This is a genomic window from Lysobacter antibioticus, from assembly GCF_000731095.1.
GTDB lineage: Bacteria > Pseudomonadota > Gammaproteobacteria > Xanthomonadales > Xanthomonadaceae > Lysobacter > Lysobacter antibioticus_B.
Window position 1 is genome coordinate 1 of record NZ_JMTZ01000142.1, and the last position, 3,995, is coordinate 3,995.

The following is a 3,995-nucleotide window of genomic DNA, read 5'->3' on the forward strand; positions in this document are numbered from 1 at the left end:
CCGCACGTCCTGTGCGGCGCCCTCCGGGTCTACGGTTGCATCGCTAGTTCGGAACTACGCCAAGCTCATCAAAGCAACAGCAACAGCAACAGCCACAGCAAGACTAGAGCCGAGACTAAAAATCGGAGCGAACTGCCAGCCCCGCCCCCTACAGAAACGACACGTCCACAACCTCAAACCGCCACCCCATCACTACACCTCCCTCACCCACCCAGCGCACAATCCCCCTCATGACCGACCCGCGCAGCGCCCAAGCCGATGCCCTCATGGGCGAACTGCAACGCCAGGGCGCCGGGCGGCTGACGATCTTCCTCGGCGCCGCGCCCGGGGTCGGCAAGACCTACGCCATGCTCGGGCGGGCACGCGAGTTGCAACGGCGCGGGGTCGATGTGGTCGTGGCCATCGTCGAAACCCACGGACGCGCCGAAACCGGCGCGCTGGTCGAAGGGCTCGACGTGTTGCCGCGCAAGCGCCTGGACTATCAGGGGCGTGCGCTCGATGAGATGGACCTCGACGCCGTGCTCGCGCGCAAGCCCACGGTCGCGCTGGTCGACGAGCTCGCCCACCGCAATGCCCCGGGCAGCCGCCACGAGCGGCGCTGGCAGGACGTGCTGGAACTGCTCGACGCCGGCATCGACGTCTACACGACGATCAACATCCAGCACCTGGAAAGCCTCAACGACGTCATCCACCGCATCACCGGCGTACGGGTCAGCGAGACCGTCCCGGATGCGCTGTTCGACCGCCTGCGCGACATCGTCCTGGTCGATCTGCCGCCGCGCGAGCTGATCGAGCGCTTGCAGCAGGGCAAGGTCTACGTGCCCGAGCAGGCCGCGCACGCCTTGCAGGCGTTCTTCTCGCCGTCGAACCTGACGGCCTTGCGCGAACTGGCGATGCAGACCGCCGCCGATCGCGTCGACAGCGATCTGCGCGAGGCCCAGACCGCGCGCGGCCTGCCCGGGGTGCCGCTGCGGCGGGCGGTGATGGTGGCGATCGACGGCCTCGGCCAGTCGGAGTACCTGGTGCGTGTCGCGCGGCGCCTGGCCGAACGCCGCGATGCGCCCTGGCTGGTCGTCACCGTGCAGACCGGCGCCTCGCCCGACGAAGCGCGCCAGGGCGAACTCGACCGCGCCTTCGCCCTGGCGCGGCGGCTCGGCGGCGACACCGCGGTGTTGCACGGCAACAGCATCGTCGACGCCCTGCTCGACCACGGCGAACGCGCCGGCGTGTCGACCATCGTGCTCGGCCGTACCCGCGAGCGCCCGCTCGCACGCATGGTCAACCGCACCCTGACCCAGCAACTGATCCAGCGCGGCGCGCATTACGAACTGACCATCGTCAGCACGCCGGAGGCGCGCGCCCGCGCCCGCCGTTCGTTGCGCCAGAGCAGCACCTTGCTGCGCAGCCTGCTGACCCGCAGCGACGCCGGGCTGGCCGTGGTCGCCGCGACCGTGGCCACGGCGCTGGCCTGGGTCGCCGAGCGCTGGATCGGGCTCGGCGATCTGTCGCTGATCTTCATCGTCGCCGTGGTCGTGGTCGCCGCGCGCACCCGCATGACCGCGGCGGTGATCGCCTCGGTCCTGTGTTTCCTCGCCTACAACTTCTTCTTCATCGAACCGCGCTTCACCTTGCTGATCGGCGCGCGCCAGGGCGTGGCGACGGTGCTGCTGTTCCTCGCCGCGGCGCTGGTCGCCGGGCGCCTGGCCTCGAAGCTGCGCATGCAGGTGCTGGCGCTGCGCGCGTCCAACGCGCACGCCACCGAGCTGCAAACCCTCGGCCGCGAACTCGCTACCGCGGCCGACGCCGGCCAGGTCGTGCGCGCCGGCCGCGACGCGCTCAGGCGTTCGCTCGGCGTCGAGGCGTTCATTTACATCGGCACGGCGCCGCTGCGCGGCGAATCGCTGCCGGAGATGGGCGACAAGGACCGCGCCGCCGCCGACTGGAGCCTCAAGCATCGCCAATCCGCCGGGCGCTACACCGACACCCTGGCCGGCTCGGACTGGTGGCTGCTGCCGCTCAAGGGCGACGGCGCCGCCGACGCGCCAGCCGCAGGCGTGATCGGGCTGCGCTTTCCTCCGTCGCTGACGCGGCTCGGGCCCGAGCAACGGCGCCTGGCCGAAGCGATGACCGACGACGTTGCCCAAGCGGTGCTGCGCACCCGCCTGGTCGCCGACCTCGAGGACTCGCGTGTCAGCGGCGAGACCGAACGCCTGCGCTCGGCCTTGTTGTCTTCGGTCTCGCACGACCTGCGCTCGCCGTTGGCCTCGATCATCGGCGCCGCCAGCAGCCTGGACAGCTATGCCGAGGCGATGCCGCGCGAAGACCGCCACAGCCTGCTCGAAACCATCCGCATCGAAGGCGAACGCCTGGACCGCTACATCCAGAACTTGCTCGACATGACCCGGCTCGGCCACGGCGGGCTGGCGCTCAACCGCGACTGGATCGGCGTCGACGAATTGATCGGCTCGGCGGTGACGCGCCTGCAGCGCTACGAGCCGCATGCGCGCTTCGAGCTGCGCATCGAGCCCGGCCTCGGCCCGATCTGGGTGCATCCGGCCCTGGTCGAGCAGGCGCTGTTCAACGTGATCGAAAACGCTGTGAAGTTCTCGCCGCCGGATGCGGCGGTGACGATCGATGCGCGCCGGGTCGACGGCGAACCCGGTGCGGGTCCGGCGCAAGTGCTGCGCATCGACGTCAGCGACCGCGGCCCCGGCATTCCCGAAGACGAGCGCGCGCGCATCTTCGACATGTTCTACAGCGTCGAACGAGGCGATCGCGGCCGCCAGGGCACCGGGCTCGGCCTGGCCATCTGCCAGGGCATGATCGGCGCCCATGGCGGCAGCGTGGTCGCCCTGCCCGGCCTGGCCGACGAGCAGGGTCGCCGCGGCACCACGATCCGGATTACCCTGCCGCCCATCGAACCCTCCGTGCCCGCCGCCCCATGACCGAGGATCGCGTTCCGCCTTCCGCCATGACGCCTCCGGCACGCGTGCTGGTGATCGACGACGAGCCGCAGATCCGCAAGTTCCTCGACATAGCCCTGCGCGCGCAGGGCTATGCGGTGGAGCTGGCCGACACCGGCGGCGCCGGCTTGGAGGCCCTGGCCACGCGCGGAGCCGACTTGGTCGTGCTCGACCTCGGCCTGCCCGACCGCGACGGCCACGACGTGCTGCGCGAGCTGCGCCAGTGGTCGAGCGTGCCAGTGATCCTGCTCACCGTGCGCGCTGGCGAGACCGAGAAGGTCGCCGCGCTCGACGGCGGCGCCAACGACTACGTGACCAAGCCGTTCGGCGTACAGGAGCTCATGGCGCGCATACGCGCCCTGCTGCGCGCGCACGGCCCGCAAGGCGAGACCCTGCCGGTGTTCGACGACGGCCGCCTGCACATCGACCTGGCCCGCCGCGAGGTGAGCCTGGACGGCGAAACGGTGGTGCTGGCGCGCAAGGAATACGCCCTGCTGGCGATGCTGGTGCAACACGCCGGCCGCGTCGTCACCCAACCGCAGCTGTTGCGCGAGCTGTGGGGGCCGACCCATCAGGAAGACACCCATTACCTGCGCATCCTGGTCGGCAAATTGCGCCACAAACTCGGCGACGACGCCGCGGCGCCGCGCTACATCGCGACCGAACCTGGCGTGGGCCTGCGCTTCATCGAGAAGCGTTGAGCCGGGCAAGCGTCCCCGCCTCTGTGGGAGCGGCGTCGCACGGGGATTTCCTGCGGCCATAAACCATGACATCGACCTCGCGGTTGCGAGGCCGGCTGGTGACGCGGTCGCGGCTCGCGCCGCTCCTACTCCGGTGTCGTCGCCAATACACCTCACCGCCGCGCTCAAAGGGTAGGAGCGGCGCAAGCCGCGACATCGGCCTCGCAGCTCCGACGCCAGCGCGGTGGCGCGGTCGCGGCTTGCGCCGCTCCTACCCAAGAGCAGGCGCCCCGTCAGCCGTTGCCGTTGCCGTTGCCGTTGCCGTTGCCGTTGCCGTGAAGAGCTTGGCGCA

Annotated in this window: 2 protein-coding genes; both read left to right on the top strand. The window is 70.5% G+C overall.

From position 1 onward, the window contains the following. Nucleotides 1-230 precede the first annotated feature (230 nt). Complete coding sequence (locus tag EX88_RS0122525) at nt 231-2,945, top strand: sensor histidine kinase (RefSeq protein ID WP_031374232.1); 2,715 nt, start codon at nt 231-233, stop codon at nt 2,943-2,945. 26 nt (nt 2,946-2,971) lie between these two features. Further along, nucleotides 2,972-3,664: a response regulator gene (locus EX88_RS0122530; RefSeq protein ID WP_036149864.1), complete on the top strand. Its 693-nt coding sequence runs from the start codon at nt 2,972-2,974 to the stop codon at nt 3,662-3,664. The last annotated feature ends 331 nt before the right edge of the window (nt 3,665-3,995 follow it).